The sequence below is a fragment of the Nonomuraea sp. NPDC050786 genome, assembly GCF_040654115.1.
GTDB lineage: Bacteria > Actinomycetota > Actinomycetes > Streptosporangiales > Streptosporangiaceae > Nonomuraea.
Genome location: NZ_JBFAHJ010000044.1, coordinates 18,027 through 40,769, shown reverse-complemented (window position 1 = coordinate 40,769; position 22,743 = coordinate 18,027). Strand labels below are relative to the sequence as shown.

21 protein-coding genes and 1 tRNA gene are annotated in these 22,743 nt (G+C 70.6%); 8 read left to right on the top strand and 14 right to left on the bottom strand.

Annotated features, from left to right (window positions below):
- Positions 1–25 precede the first annotated feature (25 nt).
- The 3 genes from nhaA (at position 26) to AB0H84_RS48375 (ending at position 2,739) form a co-directional block, all read left to right on the top strand.
- On the top strand, positions 26–1,825 hold the full coding sequence (gene nhaA / locus AB0H84_RS48385; protein WP_357620290.1) for a Na+/H+ antiporter NhaA: 1,800 nt from the start codon (positions 26–28) through the stop codon (positions 1,823–1,825).
- A 61-nt stretch (positions 1,826–1,886) separates the two neighbouring features.
- On the top strand, positions 1,887–2,315 hold the full coding sequence (locus AB0H84_RS48380) for a hypothetical protein (protein WP_357620288.1): 429 nt from the start codon (positions 1,887–1,889) through the stop codon (positions 2,313–2,315).
- A gap of 85 nt (positions 2,316–2,400) precedes the next feature.
- Entirely contained in the window at positions 2,401–2,739 is a 339-nt protein-coding gene (locus AB0H84_RS48375; RefSeq protein WP_357620286.1) for a hypothetical protein, read from the top strand.
- On the opposite strand, the gene AB0H84_RS48370 is transcribed toward AB0H84_RS48375, so the two are convergent.
- Entirely contained in the window at positions 2,726–3,178 is a 453-nt protein-coding gene (locus AB0H84_RS48370; protein WP_357620284.1) for a hypothetical protein, read from the bottom strand. The genes AB0H84_RS48375 and AB0H84_RS48370 overlap by 14 nt on opposite strands.
- Before the next feature lie 46 nt (positions 3,179–3,224).
- Here AB0H84_RS48370 and AB0H84_RS48365 point away from each other — a divergent pair, with 46 nt between their 5' ends.
- Positions 3,225–4,202 carry a YafY family protein gene (locus tag AB0H84_RS48365; RefSeq protein WP_357620282.1) on the top strand — a complete coding sequence of 326 codons (978 nt, stop codon included), beginning with the start codon at positions 3,225–3,227 and terminating at the stop codon, positions 4,200–4,202.
- Here AB0H84_RS48365 and AB0H84_RS48360 read toward each other — a convergent pair.
- Together AB0H84_RS48360 and AB0H84_RS48355 are read right to left on the bottom strand one after the other, a co-directional pair.
- Entirely contained in the window at positions 4,187–4,363 is a 177-nt protein-coding gene (locus AB0H84_RS48360) for a hypothetical protein (protein WP_357620370.1), read from the bottom strand. The genes AB0H84_RS48365 and AB0H84_RS48360 overlap by 16 nt on opposite strands.
- 120 nt (positions 4,364–4,483) lie before the next feature.
- Positions 4,484–5,419: a GNAT family N-acetyltransferase gene (locus AB0H84_RS48355; RefSeq protein ID WP_357620280.1), complete on the bottom strand. Its 936-nt coding sequence runs from the start codon at positions 5,417–5,419 to the stop codon at positions 4,484–4,486.
- Positions 5,420–5,690: 271 nt separating this feature from the next.
- Here AB0H84_RS48355 and AB0H84_RS48350 point away from each other — a divergent pair, with 271 nt between their 5' ends.
- The 3 genes from AB0H84_RS48350 to AB0H84_RS48340 all read left to right on the top strand — a co-directional run bounded on the left by AB0H84_RS48350 (position 5,691) and on the right by AB0H84_RS48340 (position 12,495).
- On the top strand, positions 5,691–7,058 hold the full coding sequence (locus AB0H84_RS48350) for a PHB depolymerase family esterase (protein ID WP_357620278.1): 1,368 nt from the start codon (positions 5,691–5,693) through the stop codon (positions 7,056–7,058).
- 199 nt (positions 7,059–7,257) lie between these two features.
- The gene (locus tag AB0H84_RS48345; RefSeq protein ID WP_357620276.1) at positions 7,258–10,986 is read left to right on the top strand and encodes a S8 family serine peptidase; all 3,729 of its coding nucleotides are present in this window, start codon (positions 7,258–7,260) and stop codon (positions 10,984–10,986) included.
- A 453-nt stretch (positions 10,987–11,439) separates the two neighbouring features.
- Positions 11,440–12,495 (top strand): glycosyltransferase family 2 protein, encoded by a 1,056-nt coding sequence (locus tag AB0H84_RS48340; RefSeq protein ID WP_357620274.1) that lies wholly within the window; start codon positions 11,440–11,442, stop codon positions 12,493–12,495.
- Between the two features lie 74 nt (positions 12,496–12,569).
- On the opposite strand, the gene AB0H84_RS48335 is transcribed toward AB0H84_RS48340, so the two are convergent.
- From AB0H84_RS48335 to nadD, 4 genes are all read right to left on the bottom strand, one after another.
- Positions 12,570–12,642: transfer RNA gene (locus AB0H84_RS48335), tRNA-Ala, on the bottom strand.
- A gap of 164 nt (positions 12,643–12,806) precedes the next feature.
- On the bottom strand, positions 12,807–13,436 hold the full coding sequence (locus AB0H84_RS48330; protein WP_357620272.1) for a histidine phosphatase family protein: 630 nt from the start codon (positions 13,434–13,436) through the stop codon (positions 12,807–12,809).
- Between the two features lie 51 nt (positions 13,437–13,487).
- Positions 13,488–13,883, bottom strand: coding sequence for a ribosome silencing factor (gene rsfS, locus AB0H84_RS48325; RefSeq protein WP_357620270.1), 396 nt, complete (start codon positions 13,881–13,883; stop codon positions 13,488–13,490).
- Positions 13,884–13,973: 90 nt separating this feature from the next.
- Positions 13,974–14,591 carry a nicotinate-nucleotide adenylyltransferase gene (nadD, locus tag AB0H84_RS48320; RefSeq protein WP_344989558.1) on the bottom strand — a complete coding sequence of 206 codons (618 nt, stop codon included), beginning with the start codon at positions 14,589–14,591 and terminating at the stop codon, positions 13,974–13,976.
- A gap of 96 nt (positions 14,592–14,687) precedes the next feature.
- Between nadD and AB0H84_RS48315 the strand changes: the two genes are divergently transcribed.
- Positions 14,688–15,710 carry a M48 family metallopeptidase gene (locus AB0H84_RS48315; RefSeq protein ID WP_357620268.1) on the top strand — a complete coding sequence of 341 codons (1,023 nt, stop codon included), beginning with the start codon at positions 14,688–14,690 and terminating at the stop codon, positions 15,708–15,710.
- Positions 15,711–15,875: 165 nt separating this feature from the next.
- Here AB0H84_RS48315 and AB0H84_RS48310 read toward each other — a convergent pair whose 3' ends face one another.
- The 7 genes from AB0H84_RS48310 to rplU all read right to left on the bottom strand — a co-directional run bounded on the left by AB0H84_RS48310 (position 15,876) and on the right by rplU (position 22,648).
- The gene (locus tag AB0H84_RS48310) at positions 15,876–17,612 is read right to left on the bottom strand and encodes a protein kinase (protein ID WP_357620266.1); all 1,737 of its coding nucleotides are present in this window, start codon (positions 17,610–17,612) and stop codon (positions 15,876–15,878) included.
- An 81-nt stretch (positions 17,613–17,693) separates the two neighbouring features.
- Complete coding sequence (locus AB0H84_RS48305; RefSeq protein WP_357620264.1) at positions 17,694–17,870, bottom strand: hypothetical protein; 177 nt, start codon at positions 17,868–17,870, stop codon at positions 17,694–17,696.
- A 50-nt stretch (positions 17,871–17,920) separates the two neighbouring features.
- Complete coding sequence (locus AB0H84_RS48300) at positions 17,921–19,195, bottom strand: glutamate-5-semialdehyde dehydrogenase (RefSeq protein WP_357620263.1); 1,275 nt, start codon at positions 19,193–19,195, stop codon at positions 17,921–17,923.
- Positions 19,196–19,237: 42 nt separating this feature from the next.
- Positions 19,238–20,365, bottom strand: coding sequence for a glutamate 5-kinase (gene proB / locus AB0H84_RS48295; protein ID WP_357620368.1), 1,128 nt, complete (start codon positions 20,363–20,365; stop codon positions 19,238–19,240).
- Between the two features lie 223 nt (positions 20,366–20,588).
- Positions 20,589–21,941, bottom strand: coding sequence for a GTPase ObgE (gene obgE / locus AB0H84_RS48290; RefSeq protein ID WP_357620261.1), 1,353 nt, complete (start codon positions 21,939–21,941; stop codon positions 20,589–20,591).
- 131 nt (positions 21,942–22,072) lie between these two features.
- A complete protein-coding gene (gene rpmA / locus AB0H84_RS48285) occupies positions 22,073–22,330 on the bottom strand; it encodes a 50S ribosomal protein L27 (protein ID WP_012893687.1) in 258 nt (85 codons plus the stop codon).
- A 15-nt stretch (positions 22,331–22,345) separates the two neighbouring features.
- Positions 22,346–22,648, bottom strand: a complete 303-nt coding sequence (rplU, locus tag AB0H84_RS48280) for a 50S ribosomal protein L21 (protein WP_049575732.1) — start codon at positions 22,646–22,648, stop codon at positions 22,346–22,348.
- Positions 22,649–22,743 lie beyond the last annotated feature (95 nt).

The following is a 22,743-nucleotide window of genomic DNA, read 5'->3' as shown; positions in this document are numbered from 1 at the left end:
GGAGGTCTTCGGGGGGAGATCTGAGATGTTGCGGGCCTTCCTGAGGACCGAGGCAGGCAGCACGAGCGTGCTGCTCGTCGCCACGGCGCTCGCCCTGCTCTGGGCCAACTCGCCGTGGGGCGGCACCTATGACGCGTTCTGGCACACGCGGATGGGCATCTCCTTCGGGGACGCCGCGTTCTCGCTGGACCTGCGGCACTGGGTCAACGACGGGCTCATGACCGTCTTCTTCTTCCTCATCGGGCTCGAGGTCTCGTACGAGGTACGGCTGGGGCAGCTCAGGGACCGGCGGCTGGTCGCCGTGCCCGCGGTCGCGGCGTTCGGCGGGATGCTGGTCCCGGCCGGCGTCTACCTCCTGCTCAACGCCGGCGGCCCCGGCGCGGGCGGGTGGGGCGTGCCGATCGCCACCGACACCGCGTTCGTGCTGGGCGTGCTGGCCGTCGTCGGCGCCCGGTGCCCCGATCCGCTCCGGGCGTTCCTGCTGACGCTGGCCATCGTGGACGACGTGCTGGCCATCATGATCATCGCGGTCTTCTACACCGCCGCCATCGACGTCCCCGCGCTCATCGCCGCCGCCCTGCTGCTGGCGGCCATCGTGACCCTGCGGTGGCTGCGGATCTGGCGGGCGCCCGCCTACATCGTGCTGGGGTTCGCGCTCTGGGTGGCCACGCTCGAGAGCGGGATCCACCCGACCCTGGTCGGCATCGCCCTCGGCATCCTGGTCTTCGTCTACGCGCCCACCGATCACAAGCTGCTGCTCGCGGGCGAGGCCGTGCAGGAGTTCACCAGCGAGCCGAGCGCGCAGGCGGCCAGGGAGGCCACGCGGCGGGTCCAGCGTGCCGTCTCGGTGAACGAGCGGCTGCAGCTGCGGCTGCACCCGTGGAGCAGCTATGTGATCGTGCCGGTCTTCGCCCTGGCCAACGCGGGGGTGCCGCTCGACGGCGAGAGCCTGCGGGCCGCCCTCACCTCGCCCGTCTCCATCGGTGTCGCGCTCGGCCTGGTGCTGGGCAAGTTCGCCGGGATCTCACTCGGCACGTGGCTGCCGCTGCGGTTCAAGTGGGGGATCCTGCCGGGGAACCTGGTGTGGGGGCAGTTGCTGGGCGGAGCGGCCGTCTCCGGGATCGGGTTCACGGTGGCGCTGTTCATCGTGGACCTGGCCTTCGCCGACGATCCGGCCATCCACACCCAGGCGAAGATCGGCATCCTGGCGGGCTCGCTGCTCTCCGCCGCGATGGGATGGGTGATCTTCCGGCTGGCGTGGGACCGGGGCGGGGTGTGCGCGCCGCCCGAGGCCGAGCCCACCGAGGAGCTGCCCGACAGGCTCACCGTGCCGGTGGGGCCCAGCGACCATGTGCGGGGACCGGAGAACGCCGCGGTGACGATCGTGGAGTACGGGGACTTCGAGTGCCCGTACTGTGGGCGGCTCCACCCGATTCTGGATGAACTTCTCAACAAAAATCCCGATATACGGCTGGTCTTCCGGCATTTCCCGCTGCCGACGCTGCACCCGCGGGCCACGGCCGCCGCGATCGTCTCCGAGGCGGCTGCCGACCGGGGGCGGTTCTGGGAGATGCACGACATCCTCTTCGACAACCAGCGCTTCCTCACCGACAGCGACCTGGAGCACTACGCCGCCGAACTGGACGTCGACCCCTGGGCCGACGTGCCGGGCCATGCCGCGCGGATCACCCTGCACGAGGAGTCGGGCCGGGACAGCGGCGTGCGCGGCACCCCCACGCTCTTCCTGAACGGCGTGCGCTACCAGGGTCCTCTCACCCTGAACTCGATCAGCCAGGCGGTGGAAGACCTCCGCGAATCCCCGTAACGTCGTCGAGTCCGGTTTCTCATCCTCGATCGGCAGTCCCCTTATGGAGGTTGGGTCCACGATGACCGCATCCACTGTCACCTCTGTCATCAGCGTTGTCGTGATGGGCATCGTGCTGCTCATCGGCGTCGTCCTGACCGCGAGAGCGCGGCGTGACCACGGCTCCGCCGCCATGATCGGCCTGGCGGGCTGCATCGTGCTCCTGCTCGGAGTGCTGTTCAACATCCTCCGCTCCTGGATCCTGATCCCGATGATGGCCGATTCGCTCGGCATGAGCATTGACGCGGTGTTCGGCATCACGACCCCGATCTCCATGATCTTCGACGCGGGCGGCACTGGCCTGCTGATCTGGGCCGTGGTCGCCCGCCGCAAGCCGCAGCAGCCCGTCCAGCCGCCTTACGGGCCGCAGGGCCCCGGCTGGCAGCAGCCCCCCGCACCTCCCGCGAACTGGCAGCAGCCGCAGCCGCCCTACGGCGGAAATCAGGGCTGACGAGTGACGGGACGGGTCCGCTGGGCAAGTGTGACAATGACCCGGTACATCACCGCAACTCCGGCAGCGACTCCCTGGGGTGATCATGACCCGAGAGCAGCCTGACCCCGAGGGGCAGGATCCCCTCGAAACGATCAGGCACCGCTACCCCCGTCCGAACCCGTCTCCCCGCCACGACACTCCTCCGCGTCAAAGCCAGGAGCCGCCGGCCACGGTGCGGCTCCCGTACACGCCCGACATGCTTCCCGACGTGCCGCTCTACGAGGCCAAGCCGCCCAGGTCCGCCTGGTGGTGGGTGATCGTGGCCGGCACGCTCGTCCTGCTGATCGCGGCCGTCGCGGTGGCGGCGGTCCTGTGGGGGCGGGCCAGCGCCGACGCCGCCCCGCGCGCGCTCCAGGCGGGGGTCGAGCTCACACCCGGCTGAAGTCCATCGTCCAGTTCGTCTCCCACGTCTGCCCGTCGTCCGCTGAGAACGCCTGCTCCCATCGGGCCGCGTCCGGGCCGTGCACCGTCCAGATGAACCGGCACCGCACGGGCCGGCCCTCATGGGTCTCCTCACCGTAGAACTCGCCCCGGTCCCCCTCGAACGTGCCCACCATCGGCCTGGTGTCGAGCACGCCCGTCCTGCTGTTGGCCCAGTAGATCGACCACTGCCGCGTCTCCTGATTGAACACGCGCAGGGTCATCCCGATGAAGCCCTTGGTCGGGAAGGTGATCTCGTCGAAGCTGGCTCCCCCGTCGAAGTGCCGGGTGGCCACCGAGTGACCGGGGAACTCCTCCCAGACGTCGCTGCCGGCGAGCACCTTCACGAGCTTGCGGTTGGCGACGTTCCAGCGGCCGGCGAGGAAATCGAAATCGTTCATGCCGCCGAACCTAAGGCGGGGCCACTGACAGGTAGTGTCAGTGAATGTGCGTGCTTCCCGCCTGGTGTCGATCCTGCTGCTCCTGCAGACGCGCGGCCGGATGACCGCGCAGGAGCTGGCCGACCGGCTGGAGGTCTCCGTACGCACCATCTACCGCGACGTCGACTCGCTCCACGCCGCCGGCATCCCCCTCTACGGCGACGCCGGCCCGAAGGGCGGCTACCAGCTGCTCGACGGCTACCGCACCAGACTCACCGGGCTGACGGCCGACGAGGCCGAGTCCCTGTTCCTGGCCGGCCTGCCGGGGCCGGCGGCCGAGCTGGGGCTGGGCGCGGTGGTGACGGCCGCGCAGCTCAAGTTGAAGGCCGCGCTGCCCGTCGAGCTCCGCGACCGCGCGGGCCGCATCCAGGAGCGCTTCCACCTGGACGCGCCCACCTGGTACCGCGACCAGGAGCCGGTGACCTACCTGTCCGCGGTGGCCGACGCCGTCTGGAACGAGCGCCGCATCCAGGTGCGGTACCGGCGCTGGAAGGCGCCCCAGGAGGTGGAGCGGCGGCTCGACCCGTACGGGCTGGTCGTCAAGGCCGGGCGGTGGTACCTCGTCGCGCGGGCGGGCGAGGACGTGCGTACGTACCGCGTCTCGCAGATCCTCGACCTGCACCCGCTCCCGGAGGGCTTCACCCGGCCCGACGACTTCGACCTCGCGGCCTACTGGCAGGCGTACCTGGCCGAGTTCGAGGCCCGGCTGCGGTGGGGGGAGGCGGTGGTGCGGCTGTCGCCGCGCGGCCTGGAGCGCCTGCCCGACCTGATGACCCCCGGCGTGGTGGCGGCGGCCCGCGAGACCGCCGGGCCGCCCGACGAGGAGGGATGGACGCGGGTCGCGGTGCCGATCGAGTCGATCGAGCACGCGCTCGGCGAGCTCCTCAGACTCGGAACGGACGTCGAGGTGCTGGCCCCCGCCGAGCTGCGCGACCGCATGGGGGCCACCGCCGCCGAGCTCGCCGCCCGCTACCGTCCCGCCTGAGCGACCTCCGCGGCGGCCGGCTCGCCGTGCCGTGTGGCCTCAGGGGGCGTCACTCTGTCCGGGTCGGGCGCCGACTCCAGGAGCAGCCGCGTGTACGGATGCCGGGCCGACCGCGTGAGCTCCTCGCTGGGCCCGCTCTCGATCAGCCGCCCGGCGTACATCACCGTGCTGTCCTGCGCGAATGGGACAGGATGACGTCCGGCCGCAGTTCCCGCTCCGATCCGGCCGGCCCGCCGTCAGGTCGAGGTCGCCCGCATGGGCGCCGATGGCGAGCACGTGGGTCATACCGACCGCCTCATCACCTGGAACCTCCTGGTGATCTCGTATCCGGCCGTGGTGTAGAGGCGGCCGGCCGGGCCGGCCTCGCCGGTCCAGAGGAACCACGACGAGTGGAGCCCTTCGGCGCGCATCATGGTCATGGTGAGATGGAGGAGGATCTTGCCGAGGCCGGTGCCGCGCTGCTCCGGGTCGACGCCGAAGGGGCCGAAACGCTCCGGGATGCCGCGGTAGGCCGCGTACAGGGCGAATCCCACTATCTGATCTTTTTTGGCGATGACGATGCGTTTGGGGTCGCGGTGGGCGCGGATCGCCTCGCCCCAGTCGGGGTTGAAGACGTCGGCCGCGAAGCGGATCAGCTCGGGCAGCTCGCCGTCGGCCGGGCTGCGGAAGGCGTATCCCTCCTGCTCCCGCTTGGCGCGCAGGTCGTGCACCTCGTCAGGCGTCACGTAGCCGACGAGCGTCCGGTCCATGGCGACCGGCGAGTAGAGGGTCCGGAAGCCGAGCCCGGTCAGCAGCCGGTGGCCGTCCGGGTAGAGCTCGGCGTCCGCTCCCGGGAGCACGTAGTTCGGGGTGTACGACGAGAAGTCCACCTTCGTCCGCCCGTTCTCCTCCAGGAAGGCCAGCGCCTCGCGGACGAGCCGCCTGCCGAGCCCGCCGCCGCGATGCTCGGGGACGACGAAGAAGAACGGGATCCAGCCGGTCTCCGGCTCCAGGTCCGTCCCAGGGGCCAGGGGCGTCAGCCTGCGGACGGCGTACGCGCAGCCGACCACCCGCCCGTCCAGGGCGGCCACGCGCAAGCCTCCGGGATCGAAGTTCGGATCGAGCAGCACGCAGTCGCGGAACCAGGCGGGGGTGGTGGGGTCGCCTGGCATGCTGCGGTTCCAGGCCTCGACCAGAGAGGCCTCGTCACCGGACGCGAAGGCGCGGACTGTGACCATGAGGGTCCTTTCACCTTTGGCTCTGCTGCCACAGCTTTCCCAGCGACAACGGCCACGGTCAAGATGAAGCGGGAATTATTTTTCGCGCTAGCCGCCCGGCTGAAAAATTCTTTTGAGAGTCGGCGCGCGGAAACTTTCATGGAGCTCGCCCGCTCGCGCGCGCTTATTCGCAGGTCATCCGTACCCGGCCAGAGCCAGCCACCAGCCACGATTGCGTCACTGAAAGTTTCGCTTCAAACTCGCAATGTTTCAGGCGAACGAGAGGAGCCCGATGAACGCCAGAGCTCGGATAGCGGGCGCCCTGATCGCCGCCGTGACACTCGTCGTCGCGGCCCTGATCACGGCGCCCCCGGCGGCCTCGGCCCAGCTGACAGAGGTGACCGGCTTCGGCACAAACCCGACCAACCTCCGCATGCACCTGTACGTACCGGACAACGTCGGGTCCCGCCCGGCCCTTCTGGTGGCCGTGCACTACTGCACGGGATCGGGCCCGGCCTTCTACTCCGGCACGGAGTTCGCCTCGCTGGCCGACCGGTACAAGTTCATCGTGATCTACCCCTCCGCCACCAGGAGCGGCTCCTGCTTCGACGTCTCCTCGCCGCAGGCGCTGCGGCACGACGGCGGCAGCGACCCGGTGGGCATCATCTCCATGGTCAGGTACGTCCAGCAGCGGTACGGCACCGACCCCGACCGCACCTTCGTGACCGGCGCCTCGTCCGGCGCCATGATGACGAACGTCCTGCTGGGTGACTACCCCGACGTCTTCAAGGCCGGGGCCGCGTTCGCGGGCGTGCCGTTCGCCTGCTTCGCCACCACGGACGGGTCGATGTGGAACAGCGCCTGCGCCAACGGCCAGGTCGTCAAGACGCCGCAGCAGTGGGGCGACCTGGTACGCGGCGCGTACCCCGGCTACACCGGTCCCCGGCCGCGCATGCAGGTGTGGCACGGCACGGCGGACACCACGCTGCGCTACCCGAACTTCCAGGAGGAGATCAAGCAGTGGACGAACGTCCACGGCCTGAGCCAGACGCCGAGCAGCACCGACCAGCCCCAGTCCGGCTGGACCAGGACCAGGTACGGCGGCACCGGCACGATGTCCCCGGTCGAGGCCATCAGCCTGCAGGGCGTCGGCCACAGCCTCCCGATGAGCGGGATGGCCGCCGCCGCGATCGCCTTCTTCGGCCTTGACAAGCCCGGCGGCGGGACCCCGACACCCACCCCGACGCCCACTCCCACCCCGACACCCACCCCCACTCCCACCCCGACACCCACGCCCACTCCCACCCCGACACCCACGCCCACGCCCACGCCCACGCCCACGCCCGGCGGAGCATGCGGCGTCACGTACACGATGAACGCATGGAACACCGGCTTCACGGCCGCCGTCACGATCACCAACACGAGCACCACCCCGCTCTCCTCCTGGGCGCTCGCCTTCGCCCTCCCCTCGGGCCAGACGATCACCTCGGCGTGGAACGCCACGATCTCGCCCGCGAGCGGCCAGGTGACGGCCAGGAACGTGAGTTACAACGGCACGATCGCGCCGGGCGCGTCCGCCTCGTTCGGCTTCCAGGCCACCCACAACGGGAACACCTCCAAGCCGTCCGCCTTCACCCTCAACGGCGCCGCCTGCACGTGACGGGCCCTTCTTTCACCGGGCTCGGAATCGCCGAGCCCGGTGATCGTCCGTTTCGCGATGCGGTCGTGATCATGTGATGGATACTGGCCCTCTCGGATAGTTGGGAGCGCTCCCGAAAGCGCTCCGGTTATGACCGAAAGGGCGCGTCTTGTCCAAATTTCACACGCGGTTATCGGCGGCGTTATCGGGCTCAGCGCTCGTGCTCACCGCCGTTGTCGTGCCGCCCCACCAGGCGGCATCCGCGGCCACCGGGCCCGCTGAGACCCAGCCGGCACGTGTCACCCTCACCCTCATCACCGGCGACGTCGTCGAGTACGCGCCGTCGCAGGGGAGCATCCCCTCCATAGCCATCAAGCCGGCGCCCAGGCCCGACGGCGCCGGCGTCACGTTCGCCACGCTGCCCGGCAAGGACGGCGGCTACCTCGTCCTGCCCTCCGACGCGGCCTCCATGGTCGCCGCGGGGACCCTCGACGAGGAGCTGTTCGACGTCGAGACCCTGGCACGGGAGCAGCGCGTCGAGGCGATCCCGCTGCTCGTCACCTACCAGGGCGATCCGGCTCCATCCGCGCTGGCGAGCGCGGCCAGGGCCCTGCCGGCCGGCGAGAACGTGCGGGTGCTCGACAGCGTCAACGGCGCGGCGATCACGGTACGCGCCGAGCGGGCGGACGACTTCTGGGCCGGGCTCCGTACCGGCAACAAGCTGAGCGGCGGCGGGATCGCCAAGATCTGGCTGGACCGCAAGACGAAGGCGTCACTCGACAAGAGCGTGCCCCTCATCGGCGCGCCCGCCGCATGGCAGCGCGGGTTCGACGGCAAGGGGGTCAAGGTCGCCGTTCTCGACACCGGGATCGACGCCGCCCACCCGGACTTCGCCGGACGGATCATCGCCAGCGAGAACTTCTCCGACTCGGCGAGCACCGCCGACAGGATCGGGCACGGCACGCATGTCGCCTCGACGATCGCGGGCGCGGGTCCGACGTACAAGGGGGTGGCGCCGGCCGCGTCCCTGATGGTCGGCAAGGTGCTCGCGGACAACGGCCTCGGCGACTGGTCGTGGGCCATCGCCGGCATGGAGTGGGCCGCCTCGCAGGGCGCCGACGTGGTGAACATGAGCCTGGGCTCCTGCTGCGGCAACGGCACCGACCCGATGAGCCAGGCGCTGAACGAGCTCACGAAGAAGTACGGGACGCTGTTCGTGACGGCGGCGGGCAACGAGTCGGACCCGCTCACCGTGAGCGTGCCCGCGGCGGCCGACGAGGCGCTGGCCGTGGGCGCGGTGGACAAGGAGACGGGCACGACGCTGGCCGGCTTCTCCAGCAAGGGCCCCCGGCTGGACGACGCCGCGGTCAAGCCGAACATCGTCGCTCCCGGCGTGGACATCGTCGCCGCCCGCTCGGCGGACTCCTCGCTGCCCGGCATTCCCGGCAACGACCGGTACACGGCGTTCAGCGGCACTTCGATGGCGACCCCGCACGTGGCGGGAGCGGCGGCCATCCTGGCCCAGCAGCACCCCGGCTGGCAGGCCGGCGAGCTCCGCGACGCGCTGACCTCGACGGCGCGGCGCAACGACGGGCACAACTGGTTCGAGCAGGGCAGCGGCCTGGTGGACGTGGCCCGCGCGACCGCCCAGAGCGTGTTCGCCACCTCTGTGGTCGACTTCCGGCTCCTCGGCAAGCCCGCCACGAGGCAGGTCACCTACCGGAACATCGGTGCGGAACCGGTCACGCTGGACGTCTCGCTCGTCACCCGCGGCTGGAGCGGCAAGCCCGCCCCGGACAAGGCGATCAAGCTGGGCGCGCGGAGCGTGACCGTGCCCGCGAACGGCACCGCCACCGTCGCACTCACCGTCGACCCGTCGGCCGGGCCGATCGGCGCGTACGGCGGCTGGGTGACGGCGGCCTCCGGCTCCTCTGACGTGCGACTGGTGACGCCGTTCAGCTACTACACCGGTCCCGCGACGCACCGGCTCGGGGTGTCGCTGGTCAACTCGTACGGGACCAAGGAGTTCTTCCCCGGATACCAGGCCGAGCCGCTCGTGTACGCGGTTCCGCTCAAGCGGGCGAACAGCGCGGAAGACCCGTTCAACCCGTACGGGTACTACTACCTGCACACCGACTATTCGGGCAACGGCGAGTTCTACCTCCCCGCAGGCGAGTACGAGGTGATCGGCGTCGCCAACGAGAGCCGGATCAGCAACCGGACGAGCTGGGTGATCGAGAACGTCCGGCTCGACGGGGACAAGACGGTCACCCTGGACGCGCGCAAGACGGCGCCGATCCGGCCGGACACGCCGAAGGCGCTGGACGGGGGCGGCAGCGCCTACTACGTGCGTACGTTCACCGACCGCGCCCAGCCGGTCTCGCTGTACGGCGCGGTCCTGGGCGGGCAGCAGCTGTACGTCACGCCGGTGCCGTCGGCCAAGGCGGGCAAGGTGCGGCTGTCGCACCAGTGGAACCTGGAGCCTCCGGTGCTCACCTCGGTGACCGCGGGGTCGTTGACCTTGCATCCGGCGTACGACATGGACGCCATGCGCCGGCTGACCTCCGCCGCAACTTATCCCGTTATTTCAGTTGGAAGAGGGAGACCTGAGGATTTTTCGGGCGTGGACGTGTCCGGGAAGGTCGTCCTCGTCGGGATCCCCGTCGAGAACGGCTACGTCAACGCGGGCGTCGCGATGGACGACGCCGGCCGTGAGGCCTCCCTGCGGGGCGCGGCGGGCGTCATCGGCTTCCTCGACGTCGACGGCGGGCGGGCGCGGGTGCCGCTGGGCTGGGCCATGCGGCTGGGGCTGAGCGCCGCCGAGGGGCGCGCTGTGCGCTCCGCACTCGCCGCTGGGCCGGTGTCGCTGCGCCTGGAGCCGTACGCGGGGCCGGCCTCGGTCTACCACCTCCGCTTCGACTCGCGCGGGCGCGTGCCTTCCCGGCCCGCGCGGGTCGACATGAAGGACCTGGTACGGATCAACGCCGCGTACCATGCCGACAATCCGGACACCAGCGGCTGGGAGTACGGCGAGTCGACGGCCGGCGAGGAGCCGGGGCGCCTGACGTACGGCGGGTCACTGCCGATGCCGGTGACCCGTACCGAGTACTTCGGGCCCGTATCCGACGATGTGGTGTGGTCGCGCACGATCACGAACTCCGGGCTGATCCTGCACTCCGACGACCGGTTCGCCGGGGATGACCGGCGGGTCTCCGAGCAGTGGTTCAAGGCGCCGCTGGTGCCCGCGGCCGCCGACGTGCCCTCGGGATACCCGGTGCCGGTGCCCTGCGCGCTCTGCCGGGACTCGGATCGTTTCGTGCCCCTGGAGCAGTGGGCGGACTCCGATCCCCGGCACTACACCGACCTGAGCCATGTCACCTCCAAGCCGCGGCTGTCCGTGGGCGGTCAGGAGGTGGCCGCGCAAGGGTGGCGGCCTCGGTACTTCCCGGTGCCCGCGCCGGGCGGGGCGTACCGGTTGGAGGCCGTGGACACCCCGGACCGTGCCCTGTCCCGGACGGTCAGCACGACCTCGCAGTTCACCTCTTCCGCGCCGCCCTCCTCCGGGGCGCCTCGGGGGTATTCGTGCTCGTTCGGGGCCGGATGCGCGTTCCAGCCGGCCATCCAGCTCCGGTACGACCTGCCGCTCGACGTGCTGAACCGCGCTCCGGCCGGTCAGTCGTTCGCCTTCGACCTGCGGGCGGGGGCGCACTCGGCCGTGCGGCGGGCGCCTGTCGTGAATCGGGTACGGGTGGAGTACTCGGTCGACGACGGGGTGACCTGGCATGACGCGACGCGGGTCAAGAAGCGGGGCGACGGGCGCTTCCGGGTCGAGGTGGCGCATCCCGCGCTGGCGCAGACCAGCGGGTTCGTGTCGTTGCGGGTCACGGCGTCGGACACGGCGGGCGGCTCGACCACCCAGACCATCGACCGGGCGTACGCCCTGAGATAACCCAGACATCGACCGGGCGTACGCCCTGAGATAACACCGACGGCGGCCAGGGAGCCGGGTCCTCCCTGGTCGCCGTCGTCTCCGGAGGGAGGCTCGCCCGCCGACAGGCCGGGCGGCGGAAGCATCCTGGCCGCCGCCTTCGGGCAGAGGCATCCCAGCCTCCCTCCTCACCTTCCGCCTCCGCGCGGCGCAGGAGACCGGCCGCCGGCGCCGCGAGCACGCGTTGTCCACAGGCGGAGCCGGCCCCGCCACCCTCATCCCCAGAACCCGATTCGGAACCTCCCCGCTCCCACTCCGCCAGGCATCCTCGTTCCCACATCACCCGATCCACTCCACCCGCTCAGAAGGGAACCGCAGGATGCCCGGAGGCCCGCCCACACTCGGATTCAGCCTGATCATCTACGCCATGGTCGGCCTGGTGACCCTGGTCGCGCTCAAGCTCGGGAGGCGCAGGTGAGCCAGCAGACCCTCACGGTCATCGTTCCCGCGCACAACGAGGAGGCCGGGCTCCCCGCCACGCTCCGCTCCATCCAGGCCCAGACGACCCCACCCGAGAAGATCATCGTGGTGGACGACGGCTCCACCGACCGCACCGGCGAGGTGGCCGCGGCCTACGGCGTCACCGTCCTGCGCCCTCCCCGCAATCTCGGCAGCAAGGCCAGAGCCCAGAACCACGCGCTCCCCCACTGCGACACGGACCTGGTCCTGGCCGTCGACGCCGACACGGTGCTGGCCCCCGACTACATCGAGCGCGTCAAGCCCGTCTTCGACGACCCCGCCGTAGGCGTGGCCGCCGGCAACGTGCAGACCCGCTTCACCCGCACCCCATGGGAGCGTGGCAGGTCGACCGAATACCTCTTCGGCTTCCACTGGCACCGCCCGATCCAGCAACTCGCCAACAGCCCCATGGTCTGCTCGGGCTGCTGTTCGGTGTTCCGGCGCACGACTCTGACCGCGTTCGGCGGCTTCCCCGAACGCACGATGGTCGAAGACATGGACTTCACCTGGAGCCAGCAGCTCGAAGGCCGCAAGGCGGTCTACGTGTCCGACGCCATGGCCTGGGCCGCCGACCCCGAGACCCTCACCTACCTCCGCAAACAGGTGTGGCGCTGGATGGCGGGCTTCATGCAGAACGTCCGCCTCCACCTCCCCCGCCTGCTCACCCGCAAGCCCATGCTGGCGACGTGGGTCATCGTGGCCCTCCTGGAGATCCTCCTGGCCCCGCTGTGGTGGATCACCCCGCTGATCCTCACGCTGGGCCTGCGGGAGCCGGTGACCGGCACGATGGCGTGGTGGGCGGGCGGCGAGCTCCTCCTGACCATCCCGGCACTCCTGTACGCGGCCAGACGCCGCCGCCTCCCTGTCCACCAGGTGCTTATCAACCTCCCGTTCGTCTATCTGAACAAGGCGGTCAACCTCTACTACGCCTGGAAGGCCCTGGTGGTCGAGCTCATCATGGTCCCGCTGCACCTGTCACGGGGCCTCCTCGTGTACGAAAAGGGCCACTAGGAGACCGTACGGCCGACTGTCCTGGAACGCAGAACGGCGGCGCCCCGAAGGACACCGCCGCCAGCTGTTTGGGGTGGAGCTATGGGGATTCGAACCCCAGACCTCCTCCATGCCATGGAGGCGCGCTACCAACTGCGCTATAGCCCCTGGTCACCGCTCCGAGTCCACCCGTTGCGGCGCTCCGAGAGCATATAGCCATCCACGCCGATTCGCATAATCGCGCCGTGCGCCCCGGCCAAGAGCGAGCACGGCGGCCCGCCGTACGGCCGCACGCCGGCCCGCCGTACGGCCCCCGAGCCGTACGGACTCGCCTATACCTCGGCGTCCGGCCGGTCGTCGCTGTGGACGGGCTCCGGCAGCGTCCCGGCGTTGTGCTCGAGCAGCCGCCACCCCTTGCGCCCCTCCTGCAGCACGGACCAGGAGCAGTTGCCCAGACCGCCCAGCGCCGGCCACAACGGCTCGGGCAGCCCGAGCAGCTCGCAGATCCCGAGCCGGAGCGCGGCCCCGTGGGAGGCCACGACCAGCAGCCCGTCGTCGTCGAGCTTGGCCGCCCAGCGCCGCATGGCGCCGGCCACCCTGGTGGCCACGTCGGTGACGGGCTCCCCGTCCGGCGCCTCCCAGGCCGCGTACTCCTCGGGCCAGCGCGCGGCGATCTCGTCGCGCGTCAGCCCCTCCCATTGACCGCCGCCACGCTCGCGGAAGTCCTTGTCCACCGCCACGTCGAGCCCCACGACGCGCGCGAGCGCCAGCGCGGTGTCGTTGGCGCGTTGCAGGTCGGAGGAGACGATCAGGGTGGGCCGGAGCGAGGCGAGCAGGGAGGCGGCCCTGGCGGCCTGCGCCACGCCGGTCTCGTCGAGGGGGATGTCGGAATGCCCCTGGAATCGCTGCTCGACGTTCCACAGTGTCTGCCCGTGCCGCAGACAGACGATCCGCCTACTCATGCGGAGTCCTCACGGGCGATCTGGGAACCGAGATGAGAGATACCGGTGCGATCACGCGCGCGCCCGCTGGAGGTTGGCCTGCAGGACGCTCTCCGGCAGCGAGATGGCCGGGCAGTCCTTCCACAGGCGCTCAAGCGCGTAGAACGTACGGTCTTCCTCGTGCTGGACGTGCACGACGATGTCGATGTAGTCGAGCAGCACCCAGCGGCCTTCGCGCTCGCCCTCCCGGCGCACGGGCTTGGCGTCCGCCTCGGCACGCAGCCGCTCCTCGATCTCGTCGACGATGGCGCGGACCTGGCGGTCGTTGGTGGCGGAGCAGAGCAGGAAGGCGTCGGTGATGACGAGCTGTTCGCTCACGTCGTAGGCGAGGATGTCATCGGCCAGCTTGTCGGCCGCGGCCTCCGCGGCGATGCGCACGAGCTGGGCGGCTCTGTCAGATGCGGTCACGATGCGGGTCTGTCCTCCTGTGTCGGCAGCATGCCCTTATGTTGAGGGTACCCTTCCGGGCCGAAACCCCTCACCTACGGCACGAGTCCTTCATCCCTCGCCGTGATACAGCCCGCGCTTGTTGATGTACTGGACGATGCCGTCGGGCACCAGATACCAGATCGGCTCCCCCTTGGCCACGCGCTGCCGGCACTCGGAGGACGAGATGGCCAGCGCGGGGATTTCCAGCAACGTCACCCGTCCCGCGGGCAGCCCGGGATCGTGCAGCGTGTGCCCCGGCCGCGTACAGCCGACGAAGTGCGCCAGCTCGAAGAGCTCGTCCGCGTTCTGCCAGCCCAGGATGGCGCCGAGGGCGTCGGCGCCGGTGATGAAGAACAGGTCAACCTGCGGACCGTAAATTTCCGAAATATCGCGCAAAGTGTCGATAGTGAAGGTCGGCCCTGGCCGATCCACGTCCACGCGACTCACCGAGAAACGCGGATTGGACGCGGTCGCGATGACCGTCATCAGGTAGCGGTCCTCCGGTGCCGACACCTCGCGCTCCGACTTCTGGTACGGCCGGCCGGTCGGCACGAAGACGACTTCGTCCAGGTCGAAGTGGTGGGCCACCTCGCTGGCAGCCACAAGGTGGCCGTGGTGGATGGGATCGAACGTCCCACCCATCACCCCAACTCGCCGCTTCCCCTGCACACCAGGCGCATTCATCATGAAACGGACCTTACGTGGACGTCGTACCCCAACATGATGGCACCCCCCTTGGTGATGGCCGCGCATCGCTTCCGTTGCGGACGTAGCATGCCGGGCATGACGACCACCCCGGACCGCAACCGCGTCCAACTGCCCGGCATCTCGTCCCGAGCCTACGAACACCCCGCAGACCGGTCCGCCCTGGTCGCTCTGCGTAAGTTGAGTGGGTTCGACACGGTTCTCAAGCAGATGTCCGGCCTCATCAGCGAGCGGCGGCTGCGCCTGATGTACCTGGCGTCGGCCGTGCGCGTGAGCGAGACCCAGTTCCGCTCCATCTACGACATGGGCCGCGACGCCGCCTACACCCTCGACCTGCACCGGATCCCGGAGATCTACATCCAGCAGGATCCGGCGGTCCAGGCCAAGGCCATCGGCTTCGACGACCCGTTCATCGTCGTCACCACCGGTCTGCTCAACCTCATGAACGAGGAGGAGCAGCGCTTCGTCATCGGCCACGAGACCTCGCACATCCTGTCGGGGCACGCGGTCTACCGGACGATGCTCGACATCCTGACCCGCCTCGCCACCCGCGTCGCCTGGATCCCGCTCGGCTACATCGGCCTGCGGGCGATCGTCGCGGGCCTGGAGGAGTGGTACCGCAAGTCCGAGCTCTCGTCCGACCGCGGCGGCCTGCTCACGGGGCAGAACCCCGAGGCGGCCAAGCGCGCGCTGATGAAGCTGGCCGGCGGCGACTACACCCACGAGATGAACATCGAGGCATTCCTGGAGCAGTACCAGGAGTACGACACCGCGGGCGACCTTCGCGACGGCTTCCTCAAGGTGCTCAACCTGCTCGGCACCACCCACCCGTTCGCGGTGGTACGCGTGGCCGAGCTGGACAAGTGGCAGCGCAGCGGCGAGTACGACCGCATCCTGGGCGGCGACTACCCGCGCAGGGAGGACGACGCCAACGCACGAGTGACCGACGAGATCAAGGCGGCGGCCGAGTCCTACCGCGCGTCCTGGTCGCAGTCGCAGGACCCGTTCATCGGCGTTCTGCGCGACGTGGCCGAGGGCGCCGTGAACGCGGGCGAGCGCATCTTCAACCGCTTCTCGCGCCGCGACGGCGGCCAGGGCTGACCGGCCGCACCGCCGTACGCGGCCGATCAGCTTGATCGGCCGCGAGAACCCGCCGCGATCGGCGACGAGCGGTGGGCCGAAACCACGACCCACCATGGAGAGCAGGCCGAACACCTCAGAGAGGCGACGGGCCGCGACCACGACCCACCTCGAAGAGCCGGCGGGTCAGAGCAAGAGAGCGATGGCGCGCACGGCGGCCGCGCACAGGGCGACGAACCCGCCCAGCACGGCCAGTGCGCGCAGTCCTTCCCTACGCAGGTCAGGCAGCCGATGCCCGATCCGCTCGATCTCGCGCCCGGCGAAACCGCCGCACAGCATCCCGAACACCACGCCCGCCACCGTCACGGGCGCGGGCTGCTGCCACCAGTCGGAGTCGATCACTCCTCCGCCGGTCACCCAGAGCGCGCCACCCGCGGCCAGCGCGACGGGCACACCCGGCCACACGGCGGCGGTCGAGCCCGCTCCCACCAGGGCGAACGGGAAGAGCAGCACGCGCAGCGCCACCCGCGTACGCCGCGAGCTGCGCTTCCTGACCATCCAGTGACTCATCCAGAGCGTCCGGGTCAGCACCACGAACACCGTGGTGATGGCGATGGAGGCGATCGGCCAGATCACCGAGGTCACCACGCACGGCACGGCCAGCACGGCGAGCAGCAGCAGCGCGCCGTTGCCCGCGGGCAGCGTGGTGGCCGACTCGGCCCTGAGCCCGGTCCTGCCGCGCACCTGCGGCCTGCTCCTGACGGCCGCCGCCGTGCGCTGGCGTGCCGCGGGCATCTTGGACCGCGTGACAGCGGCCTTCCCGTCCGCGCTCGTCCGGCCGCGCGGCGGCGGCACCTCCGCCCGGCTCCGGACCGCCGCACCCTTCCCATCGGTCCCGGTACGGCTCCGAGCCGCCGCCCCGTCCGCCCCCGTACGGCTCCGCCCTCCGGTGGCCTTGCCGTCCGTGCCCGGTGTGCGAGCCGCCGCGCCCTTCCCGTCGGCGTTCGGCCGGGAACGCGGCGCGGGAACCTTGCCGTCGGTGTTCGCCCGGCTGCGCGCGGACTTGGTCTCCTCAGTGGCGGCACGGCCCGCCTTGCCCTCGTCGGGGGCGGGCTCAGGATCGCCCGCGCTGGTGGCTCTGGCCAGCCGGGAGAGCCGGTCGGCCAGCAGCGCCGCCGTGGGGCGCTTGGCGGGCTCCCGGTTGAGCGCGGCGCGCACCAGCGGCAGCAGCTGGACGGGCACGCCCTTGAGGTCGGCCTGCCCGTTCAGCACCGCGTACATCTGCGCCTCGGCGGTACCCCGCCCGAACGTCGGCCGTCCCGTCGCCGCGAACGCCACCGTCGCCGCCCAGGCGTGCACGTCGGCGGGCGAGTCGACCTGCTCGTCGGCGAAGATCTCCGGCGCGGTGTAGCCGGGCGTGCCGAGGAACGTGCCCGTCATGGTGAGCCGGGTGGCGTCGAGCACCTGCGCGATGCCGAAGTCGATGAGCACCGGCCCCTGCGTGCCCATGATGATGTTGCCGGGCTTGAGGTCCCGGTGCACGACCCCGGCCGCGTGGATGATCGCGAGCGCCGCGGCGATGCCCTGCGCCATGTCCACGAGCTCGGACACGTCGAGGGGGCCGCTCTGGCGTACGCGGTCGAGCAGCGTGACGCCCTCGATGTGCTCCATGACCAGGTAGGGGCGGGCGCCGTCGAGGTCGGCGTCGAGCACCTTGGCCACGTACGGGCTCTCGACCCTGCGTAGCGCGCGGACCTCCCGCTCCAGCCTGATGCGCGAGGTCTGGTCTTCGGCCAGGTCATGCAGGACCTTGAGCGCGACGCGCTCGCCGCGGCGGTTGTGGGCGAGGTAGACCTCACCCATGCCACCCCGGCCGAGCCGCTCGACCAGGGTGTACGGCCCGACCTTGCCGAGCTTAGTCACCGTCCCTCCCGCCCGGCGCGCTCATAAGGGACACAACCCTAGCGCTGGGACGCGATTCGCCGCTTGCGGCACGCCGAAGGATTATCGGCGAGTGTGGTCGGAGAGCATGCTGTCGAGCCGGGCCGTGGGCTCCTCCGACAGCTGCCTGCGCCCCTTTCTGCGCCAGTTGACGTGACCCCGGCCCTCCAGCCAGAGCAGCAGCCGGTCGGCGCCGAACAGCACCGCGGCCGAGAAGACGAGGGCGACGACAATCTCCATGCCTCTCAGTCAACCCGCGCTCCCCGGCGTCGGTCAGGCCGACACGCCGGTCAACCGGCTACCACCGTGCCCTCTGACGTGCGCAAATGCCCCTCACCGGTATAGACCCACTTGGTGGAGGTGAGCTCGGGGAGCCCCATCGGGCCGCGCGCGTGCAGTTTCTGCGTGGAGATGCCGATCTCGGCCCCGAACCCGAACTCCCCGCCGTCGGTGAACCTGGTCGAGGCGTTGACCGCCACGGCCGCCGAGTCGACGAGCGCGACGAACCTGCGCGCCGCCCGCTGCGACCGGGTGACGATCGCCTCGGTGTGGGCGGAGCCGTACTTCCTGATGTGGGCCACCGCCTCCTCCAGCGAGCCGACGACGGCGGCGGCGATGTCGAGCGAGAGATATTCGGCGTAGAAGTCGTCCTCGGTGGCGGGCACGACACCGGGGCCGTGGCCGGCGACGCGCTCGTCACCGTGCACGGTCACGCCCGCCTCCGCGAGCGCCGACAGGGCTCGCGGCAGGAACGCGTCTGCGATCTCCTCGTGCACGAGGAACGTCTCGGCCGCGTTGCACACCGACGGCCGCTGCGCCTTGGCGTTGAGCAGGATCTGCACGGCCAGGTCGATGTCGGCCTCGGCGTCGACGTAGACGTGGCAGTTTCCGACGCCGGTCTCGATGACCGGCACCGTCGACTCCTCGACCACCGAGTTGATCAGCGACGCGCCGCCGCGCGGGATCAGGACGTCCACCAGGCCGCGCGCCCGCATGAGCTCCTTGACGGAGTCGCGGGTCTGCCCCGGCACGAGCTGGACTGCTCCCGCGGGCACCTCGGTGCCTTCCAGGGCGTCCTGCATGACCCGCACCAGGGCCGTGTTGGAGGAGTAGGCGCTGGAGGAGCCCCTGAGCAGCACCGCGTTGCCGCTCTTGAGGCAGAGCGCGGCGGCGTCGACGGTCACGTTGGGCCGGCCCTCGTAGATGATGCCGATGACGCCGAGCGGCACCCTGAGCTGGCGCAGCTCGAGCCCGTTGGGCAGGGTGGCGCCGCGTACGACCTCGCCGATCGGGTCGGGCAGGTCGGCCACCTGGCGCACGGCCTCGGCGATCTTCCCGACCCTGGCCTCGTCCAGCCGCAGCCGGTCGATCATCGCCTCCGACGTGCCCTGCGCCCTGGCCTGCTCGACGTCCTTGGCGTTGGCCTCGACGATCTTCGCCGCATGCGCGACCAGGGCGTCGGCGACAGCACGCAGCGCCTCGTCCTTGGGCGCCCGCGGCAGCGGGGCCAGCTCGGCGGCGGCCTCTCGTGCCGCGTGGGCGACCTTGAGGAACTCTGTGCTCATGGCTGCGCTCCGATGCTCTTGCCTGGGGACGTCCTGGCAGGACTAGCTGTGCGTTTCCAGTATGACGATGTCGTCACGGTGGATCAGCTCGCGTTCATATTCCGGACCGAGTGCGCTCGCCAGCTCCCTGGTGGAGCGGCCGAGCAGGCCGGGGATCTCGGTGGCGTCGAAGTTGACCAGGCCGCGGGCGACCACGAGCCCCTGAGGCCCGCACAGGTCCACCGGATCGCCCGCCGCGAACTCACCCTCCACCGACGTCACCCCGGCCGGCAGCAGCGACTTGCGCCGCGTCACGATGGCCTCCACCGCGCCCTGGTCGAGATGGAGGCGGCCGCGTCCGGTGGTGGCGTGCGCGAGCCAGAGCAGACGCGTGCCGGGGTGCCGGCCGCCGGGGTGGAAGTAGGTGCCGACATCGGCTCCGCCGAGCGCCTGGGCCGCGTGAGCGGCCGCGGTGAGCACCACGGGGACCCCCGCCCCCGTGGCGATCCTGGCGGCCTGGACCTTGGTCACCATGCCGCCGGTGCCGACCGCCGCGCCGTTCTTGCCCAGCTCGACGCCGACCAGGTCCTCGGGCCCGCGGATCTCCGCCAGGCGCCGGGCGCCGCTGCGGCTCGGCGGGCCGTCGTAGAGCGCGTCCACGTCCGACAGCAGCACGAGCGCGTCCGCGTGGATCAGATGGGACACCAGGGCCGCGAGCCGGTCGTTGTCGCCGAAGCGGATCTCGTCGGTGGCCACGGTGTCGTTCTCGTTGACGATGGGCACGATGCCCAGCTCCAGCAGCCGGTTGAGCGTGCGCTGCGCGTTGGCGTGGTGGGCGCGCCGCATCATGTCGTCGGCGGTCAGCAGCACCTGCCCCACGCGCAGGGAGTAGCGGGCGAAGGAGGAGGTGTAGCGCGCGACGAGCACGCCCTGCCCGACGGACGCGGCCGCCTGCTGGGTGGCCAGGTCGCGCGGTCGCGTGGTCAGCCCGAGCGGGCCGAGGCCCGCCGCGATCGCCCCGGAGGAGACCAGGACGATCTGCGTCCCGGTACGGCGCCGCGCCGCCAGCACGTCCACAAGGGCGTCGACACGGTCGACGTCGATCATGCCCTGGGGGGTGGTGAGCGAGGAGGAGCCGACCTTGACAACGACCTTCGACGCTGAGCTGATCTGTTCCCGCACGTCTCGCAGCCTATCCGAGGCCGAAGGGCCTCTCGGCCGCCCGGCGCCGCGCTGCGCAGGGCCGCCGCGGCGCGGCGCGCATGCCCCGATCGAGGTCACGGCCCTCGCCATCGCCGGGCAGTCACGTCATCGCCGGGCAGGAACGGCGGAACAGCGCCCCGACGACGCGCGGCCGGGCAGGCACGGCGGAACAACGCCCCGACAACACCCCGCCCGCAGCCCGCGAAGGACCTCAGCCGAGGCGGTTGTCGCTCCCTCTCGGACCCTGTCGCACGGACTCGGCGTGGAGCGTGGGCTGCCAGTCGAAGACGTAGCCGCCCTCCATCGGCCCGATGACCACCTCGGCGCCCGCGGTGGCCCCGGCCTTGGCCAGTTCCGCCTCCACGCCGAGCCGTTCGAGCCGATCGGCGAGGTAGCCCACGGCCTCGTCGTTGCTGAAGTCGGTCTGCCTGATCCACCGCTCCGGCTTCTCGCCGGTGATCTGGAACAGGTTCTCGTTGACCCGCCGCACCCGGAACCCGGCGTCGCCGAGCTGCTTGGGCCTGATGACCAGCCGGGTGGGCTCCTCGACGGGCTTGTTGGCCCGGGCCGCCGCGACCCACTCGCCCATCGCGTACGTGAACTCCCGGAGCCCCGCGTGCGTGGCGGCCGAGATCGTGAACACCCGCATCCCCCGGGCCTCGAACTCGGGCGTGACCAGTTCGGCCAGCTCCCGGGCGTCGGGCACGTCCGCCTTGTTCAGCACGACCAGCCGCGGCCGGTCCTCGAGCTTGCCGTACGCCCGCAGCTCGGCCTCGATCACCTCGTAGTCGGTGATCGGGTCCCGGCCCGGCTCCATCGTGGCGCAGTCGATGACGTGCACGAGCATGTCGCACCGCTCGACGTGCCGCAGGAACTCGTGCCCGAGGCCCTTGCCCTGGGAGGCCCCGGGAATCAGCCCGGGCACGTCGGCGACGGTGAACACGGTCTCCCCGGCGGTCACCACCCCCAGGTTGGGGATCAGAGTGGTGAACGGGTAATCCGCGATCTTGGGCTTGGCCGCGCTCAACGCGGCGATCAGCGAGGACTTGCCGGCGCTCGGGAACCCGACCAGCGCCACGTCCGCCACGCTCTTGAGCTCCAGCATGACGTCCAGCGCGTCCCCGGGCTCGCCCAGCAGCGCGAACCCGGGCGCCTTGCGCTTGGTCGTGGCCAGGGCGGCGTTGCCGAGCCCGCCGTGGCCGCCCTGGGCGATCACGTACCGCGTGCCGGCGCCGACGAGATCGACCAGCACCTCACCCGTGGCGGCGTCCTTCACCACGGTGCCGTTGGGCACGGGCAGGATCACGTCCTGCCCGTTGGCCCCGTCCCGGTTCGAGCCCTGCCCCTGCTTGCCGTTCTCGGCCTTGCGATGCGGCCGGCGATGGTAGTCGAGCAGCGTCGCCGTGTTGGGGTCGACCTCGAGAACGACGTCACCGCCCCGCCCGCCGTTCCCGCCGTCGGGCCCGCCGAGCGGCTTGAACTTCTCCCGGTGGATGGAGGCGCACCCGTTCCCTCCGTCACCGGCACTGATATGAAGGACCACCTGGTCCACAAAGTCCGGCATCCCGCACCCCTCCATCCCCCTCGCGGGGGCCTCTCATCCCAATACGTACGGCGTCCAGCCAAAAGCAAAGGGGTGGATCGACATCGCGATCCACCCCTGAAGCAACAGACCCAAGGTCAGCGGAGAGAAACTTACTCCGCGACGGGAACGATGCTCACGGCCCGACGGCCGCGCTTGACACCGAACTGCACGTGCCCGGCCGCCAGCGCGAACAGCGTGTCGTCGCCGCCACGCCCCACGTTGTCGCCAGGGTGGAAGTGGGTGCCACGCTGCCGGACGATGATCTCGCCCGCGTTGACCAGCTGGCCGCCGAAGCGCTTGACGCCCAGGCGCTGGGCGTTGGAGTCACGGCCGTTCCGGGTGGACGACGCGCCCTTCTTGTGTGCCATCTCTCAAACTCCCGATCAGGCCTGGTCGATACCGGTGATCTTCACCTGGGTGTACCGCTGGCGGTGACCCTGGCGCTTCTTGTAACCGGTCTTGTTCTTGTACTTGAGAATGCGGATCTTCGGGCCCTTGGTCTCGCCGAGAATCTCGGCGCTGACCGTGAACTTACCCGCCTCGGTGGTCACGTCGCCATCGTTGACGACGAGCACCGTCGGCAGCGAAACCGAAGAGCCGACCTCGCCGGCGACCTTGTCCACCTCGAGGACGTCACCGACGGAGACCTTCTGCTGCCTGCCGCCGCAACGAACGATCGCGTACACCGCGGAACCCTTCTACTGACTCACTGTTGTCTCGTACATCGGCCGCCTCACGGAGAGGCGGCCGCCGAATGCTGCGCCTGTCATTCGGCCTGTCT

What these genes read in the sequence shown, in the direction of transcription:
- nhaA (WP_357620290.1), top strand. Translation starts at nt 26, where the DNA reads ATGTTGCGGGCCTTCCTGAGGACCGAGGCAGGCAGCACGAGCGTGCTG.
- AB0H84_RS48380 (WP_357620288.1), top strand. Translation starts at nt 1,887, where the DNA reads ATGACCGCATCCACTGTCACCTCTGTCATCAGCGTTGTCGTGATGGGC.
- AB0H84_RS48375 (WP_357620286.1), top strand. Translation starts at nt 2,401, where the DNA reads ATGACCCGAGAGCAGCCTGACCCCGAGGGGCAGGATCCCCTCGAAACG.
- AB0H84_RS48370 (WP_357620284.1), bottom strand. Translation starts at nt 3,178, where the DNA reads ATGAACGATTTCGATTTCCTCGCCGGCCGCTGGAACGTCGCCAACCGC.
- AB0H84_RS48360 (WP_357620370.1), bottom strand. Translation starts at nt 4,363, where the DNA reads ATGTACGCCGGGCGGCTGATCGAGAGCGGGCCCAGCGAGGAGCTCACG.
- AB0H84_RS48355 (WP_357620280.1), bottom strand. Translation starts at nt 5,419, where the DNA reads ATGGTCACAGTCCGCGCCTTCGCGTCCGGTGACGAGGCCTCTCTGGTC.
- AB0H84_RS48350 (WP_357620278.1), top strand. Translation starts at nt 5,691, where the DNA reads ATGAACGCCAGAGCTCGGATAGCGGGCGCCCTGATCGCCGCCGTGACA.
- AB0H84_RS48330 (WP_357620272.1), bottom strand. Translation starts at nt 13,436, where the DNA reads ATGAGTAGGCGGATCGTCTGTCTGCGGCACGGGCAGACACTGTGGAAC.
- nadD (WP_344989558.1), bottom strand. Translation starts at nt 14,591, where the DNA reads ATGATGAATGCGCCTGGTGTGCAGGGGAAGCGGCGAGTTGGGGTGATG.
- AB0H84_RS48315 (WP_357620268.1), top strand. Translation starts at nt 14,688, where the DNA reads ATGACGACCACCCCGGACCGCAACCGCGTCCAACTGCCCGGCATCTCG.
- AB0H84_RS48305 (WP_357620264.1), bottom strand. Translation starts at nt 17,870, where the DNA reads ATGGAGATTGTCGTCGCCCTCGTCTTCTCGGCCGCGGTGCTGTTCGGC.
- AB0H84_RS48300 (WP_357620263.1), bottom strand. Translation starts at nt 19,195, where the DNA reads ATGAGCACAGAGTTCCTCAAGGTCGCCCACGCGGCACGAGAGGCCGCC.
- obgE (WP_357620261.1), bottom strand. Translation starts at nt 21,941, where the DNA reads ATGCCGGACTTTGTGGACCAGGTGGTCCTTCATATCAGTGCCGGTGAC.
- rpmA (WP_012893687.1), bottom strand. Translation starts at nt 22,330, where the DNA reads ATGGCACACAAGAAGGGCGCGTCGTCCACCCGGAACGGCCGTGACTCC.